Annotated in this window: 18 protein-coding genes; 10 read left to right on the top strand and 8 right to left on the bottom strand. The window is 57.1% G+C overall.

The annotated features are described in order from the left end of the window. Positions 1-38 precede the first annotated feature (38 nt). Positions 39-1,034: an aldo/keto reductase gene (locus GHO41_RS03410; RefSeq protein WP_153432971.1), complete on the bottom strand. Its 996-nt coding sequence runs from the start codon at positions 1,032-1,034 to the stop codon at positions 39-41. Between the two features lie 110 nt (positions 1,035-1,144). Here GHO41_RS03410 and GHO41_RS03405 point away from each other — a divergent pair, with 110 nt between their 5' ends. Beyond that, the gene (locus GHO41_RS03405; protein ID WP_153432970.1) at positions 1,145-2,050 is read left to right on the top strand and encodes a LysR family transcriptional regulator; all 906 of its coding nucleotides are present in this window, start codon (positions 1,145-1,147) and stop codon (positions 2,048-2,050) included. 347 nt (positions 2,051-2,397) lie between these two features. Then, positions 2,398-2,586: a hypothetical protein gene (locus GHO41_RS03400; RefSeq protein WP_048373123.1), complete on the top strand. Its 189-nt coding sequence runs from the start codon at positions 2,398-2,400 to the stop codon at positions 2,584-2,586. On the opposite strand, the gene GHO41_RS03395 is transcribed toward GHO41_RS03400, so the two are convergent. Continuing rightward, positions 2,583-2,969, bottom strand: coding sequence for a fe2+ zn2+ uptake regulation protein (locus GHO41_RS03395; protein ID WP_048373124.1), 387 nt, complete (start codon positions 2,967-2,969; stop codon positions 2,583-2,585). The two genes, GHO41_RS03400 and GHO41_RS03395, sit on opposite strands and share 4 nt — an antisense overlap. 268 nt (positions 2,970-3,237) lie before the next feature. Between GHO41_RS03395 and GHO41_RS03390 the strand changes: the two genes are divergently transcribed. Continuing rightward, a complete protein-coding gene (locus GHO41_RS03390) occupies positions 3,238-5,529 on the top strand; it encodes an acylase (RefSeq protein WP_371928829.1) in 2,292 nt (763 codons plus the stop codon). A 12-nt stretch (positions 5,530-5,541) separates the two neighbouring features. Here GHO41_RS03390 and GHO41_RS03385 read toward each other — a convergent pair whose 3' ends face one another. Next, entirely contained in the window at positions 5,542-6,543 is a 1,002-nt protein-coding gene (locus tag GHO41_RS03385; protein ID WP_153327743.1) for a FecR family protein, read from the bottom strand. A 162-nt stretch (positions 6,544-6,705) separates the two neighbouring features. Here GHO41_RS03385 and GHO41_RS03380 point away from each other — a divergent pair, with 162 nt between their 5' ends. Further along, entirely contained in the window at positions 6,706-6,984 is a 279-nt protein-coding gene (locus GHO41_RS03380; RefSeq protein ID WP_048373129.1) for a PepSY domain-containing protein, read from the top strand. 75 nt (positions 6,985-7,059) lie between these two features. Here GHO41_RS03380 and GHO41_RS03375 read toward each other — a convergent pair whose 3' ends face one another. Next, positions 7,060-7,614 carry a GNAT family N-acetyltransferase gene (locus tag GHO41_RS03375; protein WP_153327745.1) on the bottom strand — a complete coding sequence of 185 codons (555 nt, stop codon included), beginning with the start codon at positions 7,612-7,614 and terminating at the stop codon, positions 7,060-7,062. Positions 7,615-7,955: 341 nt separating this feature from the next. On the opposite strand from GHO41_RS03375, the gene GHO41_RS03370 reads away from it, so the two are divergent. Both GHO41_RS03370 and GHO41_RS03365 read left to right on the top strand, forming a co-directional pair. Beyond that, the gene (locus GHO41_RS03370; protein ID WP_256678666.1) at positions 7,956-11,603 is read left to right on the top strand and encodes a toxin VasX; all 3,648 of its coding nucleotides are present in this window, start codon (positions 7,956-7,958) and stop codon (positions 11,601-11,603) included. Positions 11,604-11,968: 365 nt separating this feature from the next. Beyond that, positions 11,969-12,730: a hypothetical protein gene (locus tag GHO41_RS03365; protein WP_256678665.1), complete on the top strand. Its 762-nt coding sequence runs from the start codon at positions 11,969-11,971 to the stop codon at positions 12,728-12,730. A gap of 122 nt (positions 12,731-12,852) precedes the next feature. Here GHO41_RS03365 and GHO41_RS03360 read toward each other — a convergent pair whose 3' ends face one another. After that, entirely contained in the window at positions 12,853-13,005 is a 153-nt protein-coding gene (locus tag GHO41_RS03360) for a hypothetical protein (RefSeq protein WP_371928832.1), read from the bottom strand. Positions 13,006-13,023: 18 nt separating this feature from the next. Between GHO41_RS03360 and GHO41_RS03355 the strand changes: the two genes are divergently transcribed. Further along, the gene (locus tag GHO41_RS03355; protein WP_153432968.1) at positions 13,024-13,392 is read left to right on the top strand and encodes a hypothetical protein; all 369 of its coding nucleotides are present in this window, start codon (positions 13,024-13,026) and stop codon (positions 13,390-13,392) included. Positions 13,393-13,778: 386 nt separating this feature from the next. Then, positions 13,779-14,537: a hypothetical protein gene (locus GHO41_RS03350; RefSeq protein WP_256678664.1), complete on the top strand. Its 759-nt coding sequence runs from the start codon at positions 13,779-13,781 to the stop codon at positions 14,535-14,537. Positions 14,538-14,557: 20 nt separating this feature from the next. On the opposite strand, the gene GHO41_RS03345 is transcribed toward GHO41_RS03350, so the two are convergent. Further along, a complete protein-coding gene (locus tag GHO41_RS03345; RefSeq protein ID WP_153333633.1) occupies positions 14,558-14,815 on the bottom strand; it encodes a DUF2790 domain-containing protein in 258 nt (85 codons plus the stop codon). A gap of 367 nt (positions 14,816-15,182) precedes the next feature. Between GHO41_RS03345 and zapE the strand changes: the two genes are divergently transcribed. Beyond that, positions 15,183-16,301 carry a cell division protein ZapE gene (zapE, locus tag GHO41_RS03340; RefSeq protein ID WP_153390488.1) on the top strand — a complete coding sequence of 373 codons (1,119 nt, stop codon included), beginning with the start codon at positions 15,183-15,185 and terminating at the stop codon, positions 16,299-16,301. Between the two features lie 44 nt (positions 16,302-16,345). Here the strand turns inward: zapE and dkgB are convergent, their stop codons facing one another. Then, complete coding sequence (gene dkgB / locus GHO41_RS03335; protein ID WP_153390487.1) at positions 16,346-17,149, bottom strand: 2,5-didehydrogluconate reductase DkgB; 804 nt, start codon at positions 17,147-17,149, stop codon at positions 16,346-16,348. 191 nt (positions 17,150-17,340) lie between these two features. On the opposite strand from dkgB, the gene GHO41_RS03330 reads away from it, so the two are divergent. After that, entirely contained in the window at positions 17,341-18,960 is a 1,620-nt protein-coding gene (locus GHO41_RS03330; RefSeq protein WP_153390485.1) for a PvdJ/PvdD/PvdP-like protein, read from the top strand. Between the two features lie 62 nt (positions 18,961-19,022). Here the strand turns inward: GHO41_RS03330 and GHO41_RS03325 are convergent. Next, positions 19,023-20,336 (bottom strand): efflux transporter outer membrane subunit (locus GHO41_RS03325; RefSeq protein ID WP_153432966.1); only part of this gene is annotated, 1,314 nt, incomplete at its 5' end.

Raw genomic sequence — 20,336 nt, 5'->3', positions numbered from 1 at the left:
TGCCTCGTCAGCGACTACGCGGTTTACGCCGTGCTGTTTCAGCGATTCAAATGCTTCATCGACTCTTCGCCATAACGCAAGCCCGACACCGCGCCCGCCGGGAAGATGGCGGCCAGGGCGGCCCATTCGCTTGAACTCAACCGTACGTCCAGTGCAGCAACGTTTTCTTCCAGGTATTTGCGTTGCTTGGTGCCCGGAATCGGGATCAGGTAGTCGCCCTGTGCCAATACCCAAGCCAAGGCTAATTGCCCGGCGGTGACGCCTTTGTCAGCGGCCAGCGCTTGTACTTGCTCCACCAGCCGCAGGTTTTTGCCGAAGTTGTCACCTTGAAAACGCGGGTTGGTGCGTCGGAAGTCGTCTGCGGCAAAGTCATCCGGGCTTTTCAGGGCACCGGTCAAAAAGCCTCGCCCCAGCGGGCTGTATGGCACGAAGGCAATGCCCAGGCGCTCACAGGTGGCCAGACAGCCGTTTTCTTCCTGGTCACGGCTCCACAGCGAGTACTCGCTTTGCAGTGCGCTGATGGGGTGCACCTTGTGTGCCCGTTCAAGGGTGGCCGCCGAAGCTTCGCTCAGACCCAGATAACGAACCTTGCCTGCCTTGACCAGATCCGCCATCGCACCCACGGTCTCTTCTATCGGTACGTTCGGGTCCATGCGGTGCTGGTAGTACAGGTCGAGGGTGTCGACCCCAAGACGTTTCAGGCTGCCTTCAACAGACGCCTGGATATAGTCGGGACGCCCGCTGATGCCGCGGGCCGACGGGTTGGCTGGATCGCGCACAATGCCGAATTTAGTTGCGAGAAATACCTGGTCGCGTTTGCCACGGATCGCTTTGCCGATGAGTTCTTCGTTGGTGTGCGGGCCATACATGTCGGCGGTGTCGAGCAGGTTGACGCCCAACTCCAGTGCGCGGTGCAAGGTGGCCACGGCTTCACGGGTATCGCTACCGGTGGTGTAGAAGTCAGTCATGCCCATGCAACCTAAACCGATCGCGCTGACGTGCGGGCCGTTGTTGCCGAGTTGGCGAGTGTGCATGTGAGGTGCTCCTGAGTGGGGGTGGCGCTATTGTTTACCTCGACACGCAGCAGATAAACCGGGTAGAAACGCTATCACTGTTCGTATTTTCTAAATAATAGGGGTGAGGCATGGACCGATTTAACGCGATGCTGGTGTTCACCCGTATCGTCGAGCTGGGTGGCTTTGCCAAGGCCGCAGACAGCCTGCAAATGCCCCGGGCATCGGTAACGGTATTGATCAAACAACTGGAAGCGCATGTGGGGGTGCAGCTGTTGCATCGCACTACACGGCAAGTGAGCCCCACCCTCGATGGCGCTGCGTATTACCAGCGGTGTGTGCGGTTGTTGGCGGACCTTGAAGAGTCTGAGGGATTGTTCCGGGGCAGCCAGCCCAAGGGCACCTTGCGGGTTGAGATGCCAGCAGCCGTCGGGCGCCTGGTGGTGTTCCCGGCGCTGCCGGAATTTACCGGTCGCTACCCGCAGATTGATTTGGAAATCGGTCTTAATGATCGGCCCGTCGACCTGATTCGCGAGGGGGTGGATTGCGTGATCCGCGGCGGCCTGACTGTCGACGATTCACTGGTGGCGCGACCTTTGGTGCAGATGGACCAGATGACCTGCGCCAGTCCGGATTATTTGCGTGCCCATGGCGTGCCGCAATCGCTGGACGACTTGAACGGGCATCGCATGATTGAGTATTTTTCCAGCGCCTCGGGCAAGCGCTATGGGCTGGAGTTTCAGCTTGGCGATGACGTACGTTTGATCAACCTGCCCAAGCAAGTCTCGGTCAACAGTGCCGAGGGCTACCTGGCTGCGTGCGTGGCCGGTTATGGATTGGTGCAGACGCCGCGTTATCACGTGGCGCAGCAGATGCGGGAGGGGAGCTTGCAGGAGGTGCTAAGTGATTGCTTGCCGCCGCGTCTGGCGTTGACGGCGTTGTATCCGCCGCATCGGCAACTGTCACCGCGGGTGCGGGTGTTTGTCGACTGGTTGGTAGACCTGTGCAGCCGGCCCGACAGCGGTTTTAAACGGTAAACCGCTGTAGGAGCGAGCTTGCCTCGCGATCTTTTGATCGTTAAAAAGATCGCGAGGCAAGCTCGCTCCTACAGGGTTAGTAGACGCAGTACAGGCTTAACGTTGGTAATACCCAGGGCCACCACCGTAATAGCGGTGATCGTGATGCCATCCATGGTCAGGGAAAAATACGCACCCGCTCATGGCCAGGATGAGCAACAGCGGAACCAGCCGAATGACACGACGTAACATCTGTAAATCCTCAGGGTTGAGCCGGTGGCAGCTAAAAAGCTTCCCCGGCTGTAAGATGAGACCCTGTTTGTTTCAATTCATCTCCGGCAATTCACATTATTTTTCAGGAACAGGTAATGACTCCTAAGCAACGATTGGTGTACTCGATTTTGATCGCTCTGGTGGTGCTGGGCATCATGTTTGGTCTGTCGTATCTGCAAAACACCGGCGTGATCACCGAAAAAACCTTCCAGTACATCGCCATTGGCGTGGCTGTGGTTGTGGTGGTGATCAACGGTGTGATGCGCCGCAAGACCAAGCTTTAAGCCTCGATTTTACCCATCAGCACGGCTTCAGCCTGTGGATGCAGGCTGTAGCTCTTGTCGCTGTTGAGGACCACCACGCCTTCGCTGCACAAGCGCTTGAGCACTTCACGCACACTCAGAAACGACAGCGGGATATCCAGCGCCAGCAAGTGGCTGTGCATGCCACGCACCCCCAGCCTGCGGTCGTTACCGGCGGCAGTCAGCAAGGCATCGATGACCTTGAGACGCACCAGACTGGTTCGCAGCCCGAAGCATTTGAGTAGCTGGCGGATCCGTTCATTACCTTGCAAAGGCGCAAGCGCTTCCAGCAGGCCTGGGTCAGGCTGAAAAGCGGTATTGCGACGCTGTGGGTTGCCATCCGTTGGCAATTGCGGGTTCTGCATGCAAAAACTCCTTTCAGAGCCTGATCAGGAAAATAAAAAAGCGCTCTTACTTAACTAGACGAATGAGCGGCGTAAATCATGAACATCAAAATGTAGAAATTTTGTCGTGAATTATTCTCAATCGCGATTCGGTCCCGTGTGGCCGGGGGTTTTAGGCGATTATTAATTTTTTTTAACCTGCTTCGTTTCTTGTACAGGCTGTTCCCGGCCCGCGGTTTTCAATCGATGACGCAGCCGGGCCTTTTGTACTGATCGAGCAGGAGTCCGCGTGAGTATTTCCAAGCCGCTGAGCAAGTCGTGTTGTGCTGCGTTATGCCTGAGCCTGAGTGTGTCCGTATTGGCTCAGACACCTGCCAGCGAGGTGAGTGCCGAGATTCGTCGTACCACGTTTGGGGTGCCGCATATTCGCGCGGCCGATGAGCGCGGGTTGGGCTATGGCATCGGTTATGCCTACGCCCAGGACAACTTGTGCCTGCTGGCCAATGAAGTGGTTACCGTCAACGGCGAGCGTTCGAGGTACTTTGGCCCAGAGCAGATGACCCTCGAAGAGCGCGATAACCTCTCCAGCGACCTGTTTTTTACCTGGCTCAATACCCCGCAGGCCGTGGCTGCTTTCTGGCAAGCGCAAACGCCTGAAGTGCATGACCTGATCGAAGGCTATGTGGCCGGTTACAACCGCCAGCTAGGCGAACGCAAAGGCCTGCCTGAGCAATGTGATAACCCGTCGGTGCGGCCGATCACCACGGCTGATGTGGTCAAGTTGACCCGTCGCTTGCTGGTCGAAGGCGGTGCCGGCCAATTCGGGGAAGCGTTGGTGGCCGCTGCGCCACCGCTCACAGCATCACACGCTGCAACTCACAATCCGGGGGCTGAGCGCTTTGCCGTGGCGAGCGAGCGGATGCAGCGTTTTGCCCTGGATCGCGGCAGCAATGCGGTTGCCATTGGCAGCGAACGCTCGCAAACTGGCCATGCAATATTGCTCGCTAACCCGCATTTTCCGTGGGTGGGCGGCATGCGTTTTTACCAGATGCAATTGACCATCCCCGGCAAGCTGGATGTGATGGGTGCGGCTCTCCCGGGCTTGCCGATGATCAACATCGGCTTCAATGCGAACGTGGCCTGGACCCATACCGTGGATACGTCCAGGCACTTCACCCTGTATCGACTTGAACTCGACCCCAAAGACCCGACACGCTACCTGCTCGACGGTCAGTCGCGAGCGCTGGACAAACAAACCCTGACGGTCAACGTCAAGCAGGCCGATGGCAGCCTGGTGCCGGTGTCGCGCACCCTCTACAGCTCGGTATTCGGGCCGATGGTGCAATGGCCGGGCAAGCTCGATTGGGATAACCACGTGGCGTTCAGCCTGCGTGATGCCAACCTGAACAATGACCGTGTCTTGCAGCAGTGGTACGCGATGAATCAGGCGCGCAACCTCGATGCCCTGCAGGCATCGGTAAATACCCTGCAAGGGATTCCGTGGGTAAACACCCTGGCGGTAGATGATCAAGGGCAGGCGTTGTACATGAACGTGTCGGTGGTGCCCTACGTGGACAAGGCCAAGCTGGCGGCGTGCAGTGACCCGCGTGCGGGCCTTGAAATGATTTTGCTCGATGGCAGCCGCAGTGCCTGCGACTGGACGATTGACCCGAGCGCGGCGCAGCCAGGTATTTACCCGGCCAGCCAGTTGCCGCAATTGCGCCGTAACGATTATGTGCAGCACTCCAACGACTCGGCCTGGATGGCCAACCCCAACGCGCCGCTGAGCGGGTTTTCACCGCTTATCAGCCAGGACCGCCAACCGCTGGGGCCGCGTGCGCGTTTTGCCCTGCAACGCTTGAGTCAGCCGGGGCGTGTCAGCGTCGCAGATTTGCAAGGCATGGTGATGGACGACCGGGTGTACCTGGCGGGGCAAGTCATGCCCGACCTGCTGACCGTGTGTGAAGCCCGGCAAGGCCCTGTGTGTGCCAGCCTCAAGGCGTGGGATCAACAGGCGAATCTGAACAGCGGGATGGGGCTGGTGCACTTTCAGAACATCATGGCTCAACTGCTTGATGTCCCGGAGGTGTGGCGGGTGCCTTTCAATCCGGCAGATCCGCAGCACACCCCGCGTGGTCTGGACCTGGAGCAACCGGCCGTGGTCGAAGCCGTGCAGCACGCGCTGCTGGCGTCAGCAGCTACCGTGGCGGAGCAGGGCTTAACGCCGGAGATGACCTGGGGTGACATCCAGGGGGTCAACAGTGCAGGTCAGCGAACTCCGATCCACGGCGGCCCGGCCACGCTGGGGGTGTACAACGCCATGCAAAGTGTTCCGGTCGAGGGTGGCAAACGTGAGGTGGTCAGCGGCACCAGCTATTTGCAGACCGTGACTTTCGACGAGCACGGCCCACAGGCGCAGGGCTTGCTGGCTTTTTCGATCGCCAGCGACCCGGCTTCAAAGCATTCGCGGGATCAGACTGAGGCGTTCTCAAACAAGCAGTGGCCGCGCTTGCCCTTCACCGAGGCGCAGATCAAGGCCGATCCACAGTATGAGCTGACCACGCTTCGGGGCCATTTGTAATTTTGCAGCGCTCTAGCCTCGAGGCAGGGCGTTGATTACCGGCTGGCCGTTTTGATCGACGCGCACATACACCGGCAACACCTTGGGCAAGGACGCCACCAGGTTCGGGATTTCCTTGGTATTGAAGACCCCGCCAATCCGCAGCTGGCCGGTGGCGGTATCGGCCAGTGAGAGCGGCGTGCTCAGGTAGCGGTTGATCATGGGCAAGGCGTCGGCCAGGGTCAGGTTGTCGAGAATCAGCTTGCCATTACGCCAGGCCAGGTCGGGGGCATTGGCATAGGTCTGGCTGATTTGCGGCGCGTAGTCGCCGCCTTTGTAGCTGGCCTGCATGCCGGGCTCCAGACGCAAGCCGTCGCCACTCAGGTTCTTGTTGCTGGTGACCAGTACTGACCCTTCCAGCAGCGTGACCCGCACCTGATCTTCGTACATCCACACATTGAACTGGGTGCCGGTGACCCGGATACGCCCGTCAGCCGCCTGAACGACAAACGGGTGCGTCACATCGTGGCTCACCTTGAAAAACGCCTCGCCCTTGTTCAGGGTGACCTGGCGCTGGTCTTTGTAATTGAGGTAGGTCAGTTGGCTGCCCAGGTTCAGTTCGACCTGGCTGCCATCGGGCAACGTCGCGTTGACCACGCTGTTGCCTGCCTCAAGGCGTTTATACGCGCTGGGGATGACGCCGAGTTGCCAGCCGCTGTAGGCCGCCACAGGCGCCGCGACAAGAGCAATGGCGGCTGCTATGGCCACACGCTGCCAAGGACGGCGCTGAGCCTTGCGGGGCAGGGGCACGACCTGTGCGACAGCGGGTTGTGGCCGTGGCAAATGCTCGCTGGTGTCCCAGATGTCGAGCATTGCTTCATATTCAAAGGCGTGCAGCGGATCAGCGTTTAACCACACAGAAAAAGCGGCACGTTCCTGGTCAGTACAGTCAGGCTCGTGCAAGCGCATGCACCACTGAGCCGCAGCCTCGGTGATGGCATCGTATTCGGCTTCTGTGAGGCGTGTTTCGCTCATGTGCGCTCCTTGGTGAGGTGCATTCTAACCCTGCGCTTGTGCTAACGAAAACATGAGCCATGTCAAAAGGATGTCATTTATTGCGATGCCACGTTTTTTCTCTGCTACGGTTACTTCGGCATCTTGGTACCAGACGCAACATCAATTAATGGAGTTAAGAACATGTTGAAGAAAACTTTTGCTGCTGTGCTCACCACTGCTGTTTTGCTGGGCTCCAGCGTTGCGATGGCGCAGCCGAATCTGGATCCGAACTGGGCGTTCTCCAAAGAGCTCGTTGAAGTGCTGAAGAACAAAAACGGTTACACCGTGATCAAGAAAATTGAAGCGGAAAACCCTGCCAATGGCCTCTGGAAAGCTGAAGGCATCAAAGCGGCTGATGGTGTTCAGTACGAAATCATTTTCGACTCGACAGGCAAAGTAATCTCCGAGAAGAAAGACTGATTCTCGCCGATTTCAGTCCAGGCACTCACTGAGTGTTTGCAGCCCGATCCTGCCTGTGCGGATCGGGCTTTGTTTTTAGCGCCTGGCTCTATGTGCGAGCCATTGTTCGCGAGTAATTTCCCATAAGTCGCACGCAAATTTGCCACCGACAAAGCTGCCTTCCTGACTGCTCACCAGACGCATTGCGCCACGCTCCGAGATACGCCGAGATCCCGCGTTGGGAGCGGCCTTGGGCACGCGCATCACTTCGCGGCCCAGCGTCTCAAACCAGTAAGCGTCCACCACAGTGCAGGCTTCGCTCATCAGCCCTTGACCTTGCCAGGGCGGTGACAACCAGAACCCCCGGTGGTTATCGACGTGATCCATCAAGCTGATACTGCCAATGACCTCTTCTGGCCGGGTGCGCAAACGCAGTGTCCAGTGCCATTCTTCGCCGCGGGCCATGGCTGGCAGAGCGACGTCACGCAGGTAACTGAGGGCGCCGTCATCCGGGTACGGCCACGGCACGACATCGTTCAGGTAGCGCACCACTTCCCAATGCGGGAAGCGTTGCTGGATGGCATCAGCATCCGCCAGGCTCAAGGGCTGCAGGATCAACCGCTGGGTTTGCAAGGTGGGCGGCGCGTCCATGTGAATGGCTCCTTGCCATTAATTTGCATCGAGATTAACTCTGAATACACATCTGCGCTTTACGAGTGCGCAAAAACTTGCGCAGTTAAACGCTGTTTTTACATGGATTAACGTGCTGTAAGCCCCGTGAATAAAGGGCTGTAGCGAACTGCGCAACTTCTTGCGCAGTACTGAGCAGCTTTTTGCGCACTTTTAACCTGTTTGTGCCAGTTTCGGTGGTGGTTTTGGCCGTTAGTTAGCGCCAAACGTTTGTTTTATATGGAGTGTTTTGTTTCTGGCACGGTGCTTGATATCTCGTATGGATCTAGTAGGCGAGCGTTGCGTTCGCCGGAGGCTCCAAGATGTCAAAGCCCTTCTGGCCCAAAAACCCCAATAACGTCAACCTCTCCCGCGATGATGCGCGAAACAGTATGGGCACCTGCCCGCTGATGAAAACCACCGTGCAGTTGATCCCGCTGCGCTACGCCATCGTCGACAATCCGGGACTCGATCCCGCGAGCGAGGTTGCCATGCCCTACAGCCTCGACGCCCGGCCGCTGGGCATCCGGCTGTTGCGCGATGGCTGGTTGTACGTGATTGAGGGCAGCAGCGGGACCTTGTCCGAGTACCGTATTGAAGACGGTCTGGTCAGCGCCATGCTGTGGCAAGGTCGTGAGGTATTCGACGACGACCGTGAAGCACCGATCCACGAACCGAGGCTGATTTACGCCAAAACCAGCACGCTGTACGTCACGTATTCTGAAGTCCCGTGGACCGCGAAAAAGTGCCAGCAGGTGCTGAACTCAACGTCCGAGCGTAATCACTTCATGCAAGCGATCGACTTGAGCAAGGCCAAGTGCGACACCGGCGGGCCCCACCTGCTGACCCCGGACATGACCGAGCATTGGCTGGCCGAAGTCGCCACCGAACGAATCGAGGCAGAACAACAGAACCCTGCCACCACGCTGGCCGAGCACACCAGCAGCACCCAACAACGGCTGGACGCGGAACTGCCCGAGCACGAGCGTTTGCCCTACCTGTGGGAAACCCCCGCGCGTTTCGCTCAAACCTCCATGAACCGCCTCACTGGCTGCATTCATCCACAGTACCGGCACGACACGCTGTATCTGGTGCTGGAAGACACCTTGGGCGTCATGCGCGACCTGGCCAATTATCAGGACCACGTGGTTGGCTGGATCGACGACTGGAGCAATGGCGGGGCGAAGCAGGGCAACAACGAACGCGACTATGTACTGGCGTGCTACATCGAATCTCTCAGCCAGCTCAATGCGCGGGATGTCAAAACGCTGATCGGTGAAAGTACGGACCCGGCGCACAAAGCACTGCTGGATGATTTACAGGGCATGGCTGAGCCGCAACACGGGGTCACAAATACCGCGATTATTGAGTACCTCGAAAGAGGTGGCTTGATGACCCCGCCCGCGGGTAGCCCGGTGCCGGCGGAGCTGGAGGTGTTGCGTCAACGGGCGCAGGCGCTGGCCGAGAACATTGACTATTCACGTGGCATGAGCAACAGCGCTGATGCGCTGAATGTACTTGAAGACGTTGATCGTCGTTTCTTCACTCGTGAACACTTTCGCGTAGCGCCACCGGCATTTGTCGATGAACACTTCGAAGCGTTGATTGCTCTGGGTAAGCAACAGAGCCAGCAGATCACTGGAGTTTTGTATGGGACCAAGCTGGGCCAACGCGGCGTCAATGAACTGATCGACCGCGAAGCAATGGACCGAGAATTACTCGCCCATCGAGCCGGGCTGGCGCGCTGGAACCACCTGCTCGATGCCATCACTGCCGACCGGGTCAAACTGATGTGCTCGGGCGCGTTTCATACAGCGGGCTGGTACTTCGACCCGATGGACATCGGCCACGCCGGGCACGCGTTTGCCACTGAATATGCCTGCCTCAAAGACATTTGCCGCAGCGACGACGCTTGTGAACAACTGCTGGTGTACAGCGAGCGCAACCCCCAATTCAGCCGCCCGCTGTATTACACCTTGCCCTACAGCGCCCAAACCTCGTTGTGGGTGCACTACGCATTTTTGCTGGCCGCGGGCATGGTCCTGTTCAACAACAGCCCTGAACTCCTGGCCCGTCTGCGCAGCATTGAACAGAGCCGCTTACCGGCGCTGGACGACCTCCCGGAGAGTACCCGCTCAGTAGCCAATGCCGCCCTCAACACCCTGACCCCGGCGCTTAATCGCGGGTTGGAAAACGTGCTGGTTAACTTTGACGAGTTCTTCAAAAACAACGCCATGCCCGACGTTGAAGAACTGCTGCGCAAACTTCCCGTCGCCCTCAAATCGCGAATAGTGCAGGCGGCCAAAACCGAGGGCGTGACGTTTCACTTTGCGACCCCACAAGAACAGGCCGCGTTACGCGAAACGCTGGGTGAGACCTTCAAACTGCGCCAGGAAATAGCCCTGCTTAAACAGAAACGGGCCAGGTCCAATCGTCAACACGGGCACAAATCGCAGACCTCCCGGGAACTGCTGGAGAAAATCCAGTACGACAGCCAACGGCTGGATCTGGAGCAAAGACGGCTGGCAGCCAGCCTGAGCCCAATCCCGGAGTTGCCGGATGAACATGCACGGATTTTCGGTTCGACGCAGGGCAAAGCAGGGCTGACGGTTATCTTCCCGAATGAAGGCAAACGGCAAGTGGCCGGGTTGATGGATAACTTTCGTAAAGGTGTCCATCGCGCGCCGGTAATGAACGTGCTGGGGGATGGCGCGGCGTTGTTGCTGTTTGTGGCGCAGGCGGTGAATTTGGTTCAGGTGTTTAGAGAGGTTAGGGCTAAGGGCATAGATAATCAGGATTGGGGGGCTTTCAAGAGTGCGCTTGCTGCCACTGGAGCAGTTGGGTTTGCTGCTGCTCAAGGCGTGTTCGATACGGCGCTAAGTGCTCAGGCTAAAAATCTAGGGGAAGGCTTAGTTCGAACTTCACTCAGCCGACTGCAAGTCACGATTGGCAAGTTGCATGTTGGATTAGGTTTTTTAACTTACGCATTCGGGTTTGCAGCAGCAGTTTTTAGTTTGAATACATACCGTGACAACTGGGTGCAAGCAGTACGTAGCGGCAATCGCGGAGCCCAAAATGGTGCTTTGATCACAATGGGCGCATCGGGAGGTTTGGCCGCCACTAATGCTTATGGTTTTGGTCATACCGCAAAAGCCGGTTATCAAGTACTGATGGCAGCCAAAGGTGAGGCCCGTAAGACGGCGTGGAAGGTTGCTGGCGCTCGCCTTGGCAGCGTCTTTTTCCGTTCCAGTTGGGCCGGTGGGTTCTTCACGATACTGGAGCTGGCCGGCACCTGGCTTTACAACCGCTACAACACCAGTGGCCATGATCAGTGGCTGCAAAGTACCCCGTGGGGGCTGGATGTTGATAAACGTAAAGATCTCAACCTTCATGAGTTCCAGCATTACTTGACGTTGCAGCAGCAGGCGCCCTTTGTAGAGGTCAAACGTTCAGATGATGAATCGTTTTGGCAAAGCATGTTGGGTGGCACTAAGCCGGGCGAGATTTTCGTGATACTGCCGGGTGTGACCCTGGCCGATTATCAAGACAGGCTGGATGGACGGGCCAGTCATGGCCTTAAGATCGGCGCACAGCGAATTACAACGTTTCTTCGGGGGGATCGAGGTGTTCCCGTTGAGCAGCGCGAGGTTGTAACCGAGCAGGTGCAGGCAGGGTTATATCGTATGGTGAGCAAGCCCGAAAAAGAGCAGAGCGGACCAGCCCCCTTATTGATCAAACTGACTTATCCACGCACTCCTGAACGCACTATCGGCAATATTTCTGAGGAGTTATTGATTGAGCTTGAGCTCCAGTCTTTAGATGACGAGGGGCAATTGGTTCGGTGTAATTACCGTATTCGCTTTAATCCTCTTGAAGGCGGGCGCTTTCTCTCGGCGAAGCAACATTTCGATTCGAACGTAGGAATGCCTTTGTTGGGGATTGATGTCATGGCAATGGAGCCTTTGCAATGACTTCTTCCATATTGACAGCACCTCAACAATCAGTTGAAGAATCCCCCAAAAAAGCGGGTGACATAGAGTTTTGTCTTGCTGGGCGACAAACCTATTTGGCCCCTTTGCCGCTGCCCACAGCTGCAGAACCTTGCTGTCCGTATATCAGCGATTACAACGATATTTACTTGGACTTTGGAGGAGGTGAGCCAAATGTATTCTCATATCAGATTAATTTAGGAGGCCCTTTTACGTTTGCCTGTTTAATGTCTCTGGGAGGTTCACTATTAATCTGGCTAATGGGATTGGCTCTAGGGGACAGTGCTGCAACAAGTTGGGTTTTTTCGATAAGCTACTTCCTCTCTGCCTGGAAATTTTCAGCATGTATGTGGCTAGTAACCTCAGCTGTCTGCTTCGCCATCTGGCTCCACCACCACAAACTCTTCACCAAAGTCATCCCCACCCGCTTCAATCGCCAGCGCCGCGAAGTCTGTTTTATGCCCGACGGCGCCACAGAACCCTTGTTCGTCCCTTGGGAATCCTTGTCTGCCTGGGTGGTTCAAGGCCAAAGCGCGACGCAATACGGCGTGACCCGCCACTACGGGATGGGCATGGGCTTTGTGCATGAAGGCGAGCTGGTCAGCGTCGAATTCCAGTGCGGCGCTCTGCAACTTGCGATTGCCAATTGGGAGGCCGTGCGGGGTTACATGGAGTACGAACTCAACGACCTGCACGCCATCCAGGACCCGCTGGAACTTCAGGCTCCCGGCGACCCGCCCCATGAAGGTCTGCACACGTTTCGCAATGCCCGCGCCAGTTTGCATCGGCGTATACGGGAGAAAGAAGTGGGGTGGATCTACGGCTTTTTTTGGTACGTCTACCACGTCATGACGTTATGGACCTTGCCCAACCATTTGGTGGAGTGGGAGATAAAACGCATCGCCAAGGTCGGCCGCAAAGCCCTGCCCGAGGCGATGCGCGAATGGTCCGAGCCGCTGCCGCCCGAGCAATGGGCCAAGCCCAGTGCCGAGTTGCTCCGATTGAGCGCCAAGGTCAAGGCATTGATCAAACGCTCACCGCGCAAGCCTATTACTGAGGTGTTTGCTGAGGCGTATCGCAGCGAGCCCAACTCGCGGCAGCGTGGTTAAGCGGCTATGACGACTCAAATCACTGGGCTGCAACCTGTTCAAACAGAGCCCCCGGTATGCGGCAATGCTGTTCACTTATGCAATTTCTGCCTCTGTGGGAGCGGGCTTGCTCGCGATGGTCATTAACGATGATGCGTATTTGTCGAGTAAATGAGGCGCTCTTGAGAGCATCGCGAGCAAGCCCGCTCCCACACTTGATAGTCTTCATAAGTCATTTTTGCCGGAATTACTTCACCTACATAGGTCACAGGCGACACGTTAATGACTTTAGTGATGTCTAGGTAGACAGCCCCATGGGAGTAAGTGCAATCAAATGTTTATTTGAGGGGGGGCGAGCTTTTGCCGTGGAGCAGGTGCAGGCAGGGTTGTATCGAATGGTGAGCAAGCCCGAAAAAGAACAGAGCGGGTCAGCACCCTTATTGATCAAGCTGACTTATCCACGCAATCCTGAACGCACTATCGGCAATATTTCCGAGGAGTTATTGATTGAGCTTGAGCTCCAGTCGTTAGATGACGAGGGGCAGTTGGTCCGGCGTAATTACCGTATTCGCTTCAATCCTCTTGAAGGTGGACGCTTTCTCTCGGCGAAGCAGCATTTCGATTCGAGCGTAGAAATGCCTTTGTTGGGGGTTGATGTCATGGCAATGGAGCCTTTGCAATGACCTCCGCCATATCGACATCACCTCAACAATCAAATGAAGCCCCACAAAAAAAAGCGGGTGACATAGAGTTATGTCTTGTTGGGCGACAAACCTATTTGGCCCCTTTACCACTGCCGACAGCGGCAGAACCTTGCTGCCCCTATATCAGTGATTACAACGATATTTATTTGGACTTTGGTGGGGGGGAGCCGAATGTTTTCTCGTACCAAGTAAATTTGGGTGGGCCATTTAGCTGTGCATGCTTAGTCTCTTTTGTATTTCCACTTTTAACAGGATTATTAGCGGCGTCTTTAGGATTGGGTAGTGAGGATATTTTAGATTCGATTCAAGGAACCTTTGCAGTGTTCTGGAAGTGGGGCCTCTTCGGAGGAGGATTCTTTTTAGTCATGGCTTTTTGCATCTGGCTCCACCACCACAAACTCTTCACCAAAGTCATCCCCACCCGCTTCAACCGCCAGCGGCGCGAAGTCTGTTTTATGCCTGACGGCGCCACAGAACCCTTGTTCGTCCCTTGGGAATCTCTGTCTGCCTGGGTGGTTCAAGGCCAAAGCGCGACGCAATACGGCGTGACCCGCCACTACTGGATGGGCATGGGCTTTGTGCATGAAGGTGAATTGGTCAGCGTCGAATTCCAGTGCGGTGCCCTGCAATTGGCGATTGCCAATTGGGAGGCCGTGCGCGGTTATATGGAGTACGAACTCAACGACCTGCACGCCATCCAGGACCCGCTGGAACTTCAGGCTTCCGGCGACCCGCCCCATGAAGGTCTGCACACGTTTCGCAATGCCCGTGCCAGTTTGCATCGGCGTATACGGGAGAAAGAAGTGGGGTGGATCTACGGCTTTTTTTGGTACGTCTACCACGTCATGACGTTATGGACCTTGCCCAACCACTTGGTGGAATGGGAGATAAAACGCATCGCCAAGGTCGGCCGCAAAGCGCTGCCCGAGGCGATGCGTAAATGGTCCGAGCCGTTGCCGCCCGAGCAATGGGCCAAGCCCAGCGCCGAGTTGCTCCGATTGAGCGCCAAGGTCAAGGCGTTGATCAAACGCTCACCACGCAAGTTGATTACCGAGGTGTTTGCTGAGGCGTATCGCAGTGAGCCCACCCATAAAAAAGCCCCCGTCAAACGGGGGCTGATCTGAGGCTTAGGTTGCTGCGGGTGTTAGCCGTTGGTGCAACCGTTACCCATCACGCGGTATTCGATGATGTGACGCTGACCTTGATGGTCTTCGTACGTCATTTTTGCCGGAACTACTCCACACACATCGGCGACAGGCGACACATTAATGACTTTGGCGATGTCCAGGTCGGTGGCGTAGGTGTATTGCTCAACGGCAGGTTGGGGTTGTGCAACTTTAAGGTCGTCGGCCATCGCCAAAGTAGACAGACCCATCAGAGCAAGTGCAATCAAACGTTTCATTTTCAATAAGACCTTAAAACAATCACGACTAACTGACTTCAAGTGCCGGATGGCGGTAGAAGTTGCCAGACCACTGAGTATGTGTCTGCCACGAAGTACCGTGCCCTGTTTCAATGTTGTTTCTAGGGGGTGGTTCAATCATAAGGTTTTGCCGGGCAGGTTAAAGACCGAATGCTGCCATGCACTTATGCAGGATCGGTAACAATCCTGTAGGAGCGAGCTTGCCTCGCGATCTTTTGATCGTCAAAAAGATCGCGAGGCAAGCTCGCTCCTACGCAGGGTTGGTTCAGCAATTAATCGTTTAAGTGCCTGTCGGACAAAAACCGCTGGCATACTGCCGCGTCTGATTCAGGAGCCAAACCCAACAATGAATGTCGAGTCCCCCCTCAGTGCCTGGCAACGGGCCGTTGAACAGCAAGGTTTTGTCCAGGATCCTGCGCAATGGCAGGCGGTGCAGGTGTTGCAGCGCTGTCACGAGGCTTTGCACTCAGGGGCTCGTTCGGTCAGAGGCGTGTACCTGTGGGGGCCGGTCGGACGAGGTAAAACCTGGCTGATGGATCAGTTTTACCAAAGCTTGCGCGTCCCGGCGCGGCGTCAGCATTTCCATCACTTTATGCAATGGGTGCATCAACGGCTGTTTCAGCTGACCGGCGTCGCCGACCCGCTCAAGATCATCGCCAAGGACTTGGGCAAGGAACTGAAAGTGCTGTGTTTTGACGAGTTGTTCGTCAATGACATTGGTGATGCGATCATTCTCGGGCGGCTGTTTCAAGTGATGTTTGACGAGGGTGTGGTGCTGGTGTGCACCTCGAACTTGCCGCCAGAACAGTTGTACAGCCACGGCCACAATAAAGAGCGTTTTGCCCCCGCGATCACCGCCATTCTCAAGCACATGGACATCGTGTCAGTGGACGGCGCTGAAGACCATCGTCTGCACCCCGGCATTGCGCAACAACGTTATTGGGTGAAAGCAGCGGATCAGTCGAGTGTGATCGGGCAGGTGTTCACGGAACTGACAAAAGGGCAGGAAACTTCGGATGCTCCGATTGCTGTAGGCCATCGCTCAGTGAACGTTGTGCGGGCCGGTGCGGGAGTGTTGTGGTGCAGCTTTCATGAATTGTGTGAGCAGCCGTTGGCGGCCACGGAATTTATGCAGATCTGTGATCAATACACGGTGATTTTGCTCAGCGACGTGCCTTGCCTGAGTGCCGAGCAACGCGAAGGCAAGATCGCCCGTGGTACGGAAGATGGACCGGTGAAGGTCGAGGCGGGTGATCGCGATCTGCCGCAGTTGTCGATCTATGACGACAGCGTGCGGCGATTTATTGCGCTGGTCGACGAATGCTACGACCGCAAAGTACCGCTGTGTATTGAGGCGCAAGTGCCGATGGACCAGTTGTATACCCAGGGCTACCTGGAGTTCGCTTTCCGCCGGACCTTGAGCCGCTTGCAAGAAATGCAATTGCAGCGCTTTGGTGTGCATTGACCCGGTAGCCGCAGCCTGCGGCAGCGGCTACAGGTGTTTAGCGTTTAATCCCACTCAGGCGCCACGCTTTGCGGGTTGGTCAGGCGATGCCCGCGGTCCAGCTTGGCAATCTGCGCCATGTCTTCTGCGGTCAGCTTGACCGATTGTGCCTTGAGGTTGCTCTCAAGGTTGGCGCGCTTGGTTGACGACGGGATTACCGAATAACCCAGTTGCATCGCCCACGCCAGGGTCACTTGTGCCGGGGTGGCGTTGTGGCGTGTGGCAATTTTGACAATCACCGGATCTTTCAGCACTTCGCCGTAGGCCAGGGTCATGTATGAGGTGATATGGATCCCGTGGCTTTGTGCGAACTCCACCACTTTGCGGTTCTGCAAGTACGGATGCAGTTCGATCTGATTGGTGGCGATGTTCTCGGCACCCACCGCGGCAATCGCTTCTTTCATCAGCGCGATGGTGAAGTTGGACACGCCGATGGCCTTGGTCAGACCTTGTTTCTTGGCTTGTAGCAGTGCACCCATAAATTCTGCGACCGGTACTTCATGCTTGGGTGAAGGCCAGTGAATCAGCGTCAGGTCCAGGTGATCGGTGCGCAGTTTTTTCAGGCTCTCTTCGAGGCTTGGAATCAACTTGTCTTTAGTGAAGTTGCTGACCCAGATTTTGCTGGTGATATACAGCTCACCACGCGCAACGCCGCTGCTGGCAATGGCCTGGCCGACGTCGGCTTCGTTCTCATAAATTTGCGCCGTGTCGATTGCCCGGTAGCCCAGTTCAAGGGCGTTGGTAACCGAATCAATAACCACTTGGCCCTTGAGGCGGAAGGTGCCGAGGCCGAATGCTGGGACTGTCATGGATAACTCCTGGGTGGTCGTAAGAATGGGGTGAGTATCTACGGCTTGAGCGGTGGGAAAAACCATAGCCCACGCAAAGCAATCTTGACCGCAAGGCATGAATGAATGATCCCCGTGCGAGTTAAATTTCATCGTTGAGCAAACGTTCTAGCTTGGATAACGCCTGCATTCAGGCTTGGACAGGTAGTGCAATGACGATTTCTCGACGATGGTTTATCGCTGGTTTGGCGATCACCGGCGCAGCAGCGCCTGCGGTGTATTTTGGGCATCGCGAGCTGACCCGGGTCGATGAGCCGATTACGCCCGGTGAAGCAACTGTCGATTTGGCGGACACGGCGGGCCAGCAGATCGCCGATCAATTGCGTGGGTTGTGGACGATCCGTTTCACTGGCCGTGATGCCGGGCTGGACGGTTTGCCTGCGGATGACCTTGAAGTGTGGCTGGATATTGCGCCGCGTGGGCGTGGGGTGCGCGGTTATCTGGACACAGCACAGGTGCTGCACAGTGAGCAAACGCCGCGCTATCGCATTTTGGCTGATCTGGTTGAGCCGGACCCCAAGCACATGTACTGGCGCCTGACCCGCAGCGCCGCCGCCAACGGTCAGCCAGATTACGAGTTCAGTTTCAGTCTTGATGAGGTCTGGGGCATGTTCGGCAACGCTGGCAGTGGCACCCTGAGTGGCCGTGTGCAGCGTCTGGACCGAGCACTGGCGTTGCCCGAGCAAGACAACCGTTTTGTCGCGCTCAAGCGCACCTTTCCCGAGGCCCGGCAACGTATCCCGCTCAACCCCACATTGCTGGACTGGCTGGTATCGCCTGAGCACCGCTTGTTCCACCAGCTGTGGCATGCCTCGCGTGATACTTGGCATGAGCTGTCCGAGGACAAGCGCAATGCGCTGCGCGGTATTGGCTGGCAGCCCGGTCAGCGTGACAGGGAGCGCGATGCGCGTGGCCCTCGTAAAGACCGTAACGGGTCGGGCGTCGACTTTTTTTTCATGCACCGGCACATGCTGATGGCTGCACGCTCGATGCAGGACTTGCCGTCGTGGCCTTCGTTCCCGATGCCGCAGCCCGAGCTTGAACGCGACCGGGCCGGATTTGCCCGTTATTTCGACAACCATGATGGCAGCGCCTTGCCGCCGACCTGGCTGGCAGAAGGCGATGACACCTACACCCAATGGCTGAGTGACATCAAACAGGCCGAGACGTATCACAGCAACTTCGAAGTCTGGGAGTCACGCTATAGGGACCCGCGCTATCTGTCGACGCTGACCTTGGGTCAATTCGGCTCTGAGGTAGAGCTGGGCCTGCATGACTGGTTGCACATGCGCTGGGCGTCGGTGCCACGTGACCCGTCCAATGGCGCGCCAGTACCCTTGGCGCGGGATCCGGCAGACTTCGCGGCACGTTGGTACGTGGCGGAAAACGATTTTCTGGGCGACCCGTTTTCGTCTCATATCAACCCGGTGTTTTGGCGGTTTCATGGCTGGATCGATGATCGTCTGGAGGACTGGTTTCGTGCCCACGAACGGTTTCATCCCGGCGAGTTGACGCGTCTGGAGGTCAACGGTGTGCCGTGGTTTGCGCCGGGGCGCTGGGTGGAAGTTGATGACCCGTGGTTAGGCCCGGACACCCACGGTTGCAGCACCACACCGGGGTTGAGTGTGGGCAAAAGCGTCGAGATGGACCCGGAAACCATGAAGCTCGCGCTGCGCATTACCTTTGGCGATGAGAAGAAAATTGACGACTTGCTGCGCCGGGTACCGCGTCGGCCGTGGTATGCGCGGCATTTGGTGGTTAAACCCGTGTGAGCCCCAGGGAAGATCAAAAGATCGCGAGGCAAGCTCGCTCCTACATCGCGATCTTTTGGTTGTTATTGCACCTGCCAGCCCCCGCCCAACGCTTTGTATAACGCGATGCTGGCTTGCAAGCGAGCCATGCGCAGTTGCACGTGCTGGTCTTGTGCCTGATACAGCGTGCGTTGGGTTTCGAGTACCGTCAGCATGACTTCGGCGCCGGCTTTGTAGCGGCTTTGGGCAATGTCGAAGGCCTGTTGCGCCTGTTGCAGTTCTTCGTCTTGCCATTGCCGTTGCTGGTCCAGGCCGCTGGCGCTGTTGAGGGCTTTTTCAACGTCGGCAAAGGCGCTGATGATGCTCCCGCGATAGGTTTGCAACAGCTCCTGCTGACGCGCCACAGTTTTGTCGCGTTCTGCGCTGAGGCGCCCGTTGTTGAAGATCGGTGCGGCCAACCCGGCCGTCAGGTTGTAGAAAGGGCTGCGCAACATGTCGCCAAAGCGGTCCGCGCCTGAGCCCAATGTCGCGCTCAAGGTCAGGCTGGGCAGCATGGCCGCACGCGCGACGGTGATATCGGCTGAGGCCGCGGCCAGTTTGGCCTCGGCGCTGGCAATGTCGGGGCGTCGGCTCAGCAGTGCACTGGGCAGTCCGCTGCCGATGTCTGGCCACTGCAATTGGGCAAATGCTGTGTCGCCCAAGGTGAGGCGTTGCACGGGTTCGCCCAACAAGACCGCGAGGGTAATACGGGCTTCCTGAGCTTGCTGGGCCATCAGTGGCAATTGCCGTTGTTGAGCAGCTACCAGGCTTTTTTGCTGAGCCAGCTCGAGGGCCGTGGCAGAGCCTGCGTCATAGCGGGTCTGAACCACGTGCAAGACGCTTTGGGCGTTGGTCAGGTTGAGCCGCGCAATGCGCAGTTGCTCGTCAAAGGCCAGGGTTTGCACGTAGCTGGTGGCGACACCGCTGAGCAAGGTCAACTCGACGGTGGCCTGGTCAAACTCGCTGGCATTGAGCGTGTGCAGAGCGCTGTCACGGGCTGCGGCTTTGCCGCCCCAAAAGTCCACTTCGTAGCTGGCCGTCAGGTTGGCGTCAAAGGAGTCCACTGCCTTGTTGTTGTCGGTGGCGTCCAATTGGCTGTAACCCTTGCCGCGCAGCAGTTTTTCACGGTTGGCGCTGCTGGCGAACTTCACTTCGGGTAGCAGCGGGGCGCCAGCAATAACGGCTGTGGCGCGGGCTTGCTGGACGCGGGCAATGGCTGCGGCCAGGTCGTAACTGCCGACCCGTGCTTGAGCGATTAGACGGTCCAGGGCCGGGCTATGAAAATGACTCCACCATTGCTGGCTGCTCAGTTGGCTGGCCTGCGTGTGGGACGATTGCCAGGCCGGGGGCGGTTGCAC

Source organism: Pseudomonas sp. FSL R10-0399 (assembly GCF_009600165.1).
In the GTDB taxonomy this organism is placed as follows: Bacteria; Pseudomonadota; Gammaproteobacteria; order Pseudomonadales; family Pseudomonadaceae; genus Aquipseudomonas; species Aquipseudomonas helleri.
The sequence above is the reverse complement of the archived record's forward strand: the minus strand, read 5'-3'. Positions and strand labels throughout refer to the sequence as shown.

What these genes read in the sequence shown, in the direction of transcription:
- GHO41_RS03345 (WP_153333633.1), bottom strand. Translation starts at nt 14,815, where the DNA reads ATGAAACGTTTGATTGCACTTGCTCTGATGGGTCTGTCTACTTTGGCG.
- GHO41_RS03375 (WP_153327745.1), bottom strand. Translation starts at nt 7,614, where the DNA reads ATGGACGCGCCGCCCACCTTGCAAACCCAGCGGTTGATCCTGCAGCCC.
- GHO41_RS03380 (WP_048373129.1), top strand. Translation starts at nt 6,706, where the DNA reads ATGTTGAAGAAAACTTTTGCTGCTGTGCTCACCACTGCTGTTTTGCTG.
- GHO41_RS03385 (WP_153327743.1), bottom strand. Translation starts at nt 6,543, where the DNA reads ATGAGCGAAACACGCCTCACAGAAGCCGAATACGATGCCATCACCGAG.
- GHO41_RS03365 (WP_256678665.1), top strand. Translation starts at nt 11,969, where the DNA reads ATGTGGCTAGTAACCTCAGCTGTCTGCTTCGCCATCTGGCTCCACCAC.
- GHO41_RS03405 (WP_153432970.1), top strand. Translation starts at nt 1,145, where the DNA reads ATGGACCGATTTAACGCGATGCTGGTGTTCACCCGTATCGTCGAGCTG.
- GHO41_RS03395 (WP_048373124.1), bottom strand. Translation starts at nt 2,969, where the DNA reads ATGCAGAACCCGCAATTGCCAACGGATGGCAACCCACAGCGTCGCAAT.
- GHO41_RS03330 (WP_153390485.1), top strand. Translation starts at nt 17,341, where the DNA reads ATGACGATTTCTCGACGATGGTTTATCGCTGGTTTGGCGATCACCGGC.
- dkgB (WP_153390487.1), bottom strand. Translation starts at nt 17,149, where the DNA reads ATGACAGTCCCAGCATTCGGCCTCGGCACCTTCCGCCTCAAGGGCCAA.
- zapE (WP_153390488.1), top strand. Translation starts at nt 15,183, where the DNA reads ATGAATGTCGAGTCCCCCCTCAGTGCCTGGCAACGGGCCGTTGAACAG.
- GHO41_RS03350 (WP_256678664.1), top strand. Translation starts at nt 13,779, where the DNA reads ATGGCTTTTTGCATCTGGCTCCACCACCACAAACTCTTCACCAAAGTC.
- GHO41_RS03370 (WP_256678666.1), top strand. Translation starts at nt 7,956, where the DNA reads ATGTCAAAGCCCTTCTGGCCCAAAAACCCCAATAACGTCAACCTCTCC.
- GHO41_RS03410 (WP_153432971.1), bottom strand. Translation starts at nt 1,034, where the DNA reads ATGCACACTCGCCAACTCGGCAACAACGGCCCGCACGTCAGCGCGATC.
- GHO41_RS03400 (WP_048373123.1), top strand. Translation starts at nt 2,398, where the DNA reads ATGACTCCTAAGCAACGATTGGTGTACTCGATTTTGATCGCTCTGGTG.
- GHO41_RS03355 (WP_153432968.1), top strand. Translation starts at nt 13,024, where the DNA reads ATGGGAGTAAGTGCAATCAAATGTTTATTTGAGGGGGGGCGAGCTTTT.